General features: G+C 52.2%; 2 protein-coding genes. Both read right to left on the minus strand.

Annotated elements, in window-relative coordinates:
- The coding region (locus tag QLH52_RS24525) for an ISAzo13 family transposase (RefSeq protein ID WP_319963286.1) at nucleotides 1-1,013 on the minus strand (1,013 nt) is incomplete at its 3' end.
- On the minus strand, nucleotides 955-1,221 hold the full coding sequence (locus QLH52_RS24530) for a hypothetical protein (RefSeq protein WP_319963287.1): 267 nt from the start codon (nucleotides 1,219-1,221) through the stop codon (nucleotides 955-957). The genes QLH52_RS24530 and QLH52_RS24525, both read right to left, overlap by 59 nt.
- Nucleotides 1,222-1,301: the final 80 nt, after the last annotated feature.

Below are 1,301 nucleotides of genomic sequence, written 5' to 3' on the forward strand. Positions count from 1 at the left end.
TAGTTGGTTTGAGGAATAGCCCGATAGTTCCAGCGCGGTAGATGTTCGTCGAAAACGATCCGCATGTTTTCAATGAAATCTGCAGCGCATTTTTTCCCGATCTCGTAGACAGTTGTCAAAATATCCACAGTCACTTTCAATCCCGTGGATGTCTTCGCCTTGGCCATCAATTGCTTGGCAATGTCGACCGTATGAAACACCACGCCCTGGCAGGCGCGAGTGATGTGCGGAAACAGGCGATGTTCAATTGGGTTGTGTTTTGAGCAATAAGGCGGATAGTGCGCGATTCGAATAGCCAGTCCCAAACCATCGGCCAAGGCCTGCAGAGCTTCCTTGAATACATGGCGATTGGCGGCATTGCTGCCGCCGCCATCACAGAGGATTAATACGCGGCGGGCGTTGGGATAATGGTGTTGGCCATGTTGCTGCCACCAGCGTGCGATGCTGTCGCAACATAATTCGCTGGTATCGTGGCTCATATTGAGGTGCATAGTGCCTTCATTCCGGGCTACATCATAGATGCCATGCGGAATGAGTTTGCCTTGGCTGGCGCTGGGAAAGTCGTGATCCAAGGTTTCGACGGGTATTTGCGTATGGGTATGACCTTCGCGGGCAAAGTCGCCGATCAGTTCTTTCTTTTTGGTATCGATGCTGATCACGGGATCGCCGGCGGTCAGATATTCCGCTTTGAGTCGCGCTATGTTTTCAAATTGGGCATTGCGGTCGGGATGGGCGCCCATCGACTTTTTCTTGCGTGCCTTGCGCTGGCCCAAGCCCTGTTGCTTCAGCAGTTTACGCACCGTTAGCCGACTGGCCGGTGTGCCCATTTCCCGTAACCGACGACTGATCTCGCAGCGCGATAGATTGGTCCACAACACGCCTTCCCGCATCGGATCGCCAGCGGTGAATTCTGCCAGTAGCGCCAAAAAGTTAACCAGCAGTTGCGGTTGCCGTTCAAGTGCCGTTTTCCGCCCCGCACCTTTTTTTTCGGACCCGATCCGATGCCGGATCATCGTTCAGGTCTAATTCCACAAGCCCACGGCGAACTGTCTTCGGGTCAATGCCGAATAACGTCGAAATATACTCTGTGCCACCATGCCCCAGTTTGGCCGCTTCTATACCGGCATAGCGACGCCTATCTTTCTCGGACAAGGTGGTAAAGAGTCGCTGCATTTTGATTTCTATCGCGGGTTCGTAGCCAGTCACTTTTTCATCTTCCACGGTTCAAGTCGTTGTATTCTCCATTACAAATCCAGTTAGGGACAGTATCAATACAGGGAAGTTATTTTTGGCGAAATCCT

Source organism: Methylomonas defluvii, from assembly GCF_033949435.1.
GTDB classification, from domain to species: Bacteria; Pseudomonadota; Gammaproteobacteria; order Methylococcales; family Methylomonadaceae; genus Methylomonas; species Methylomonas defluvii.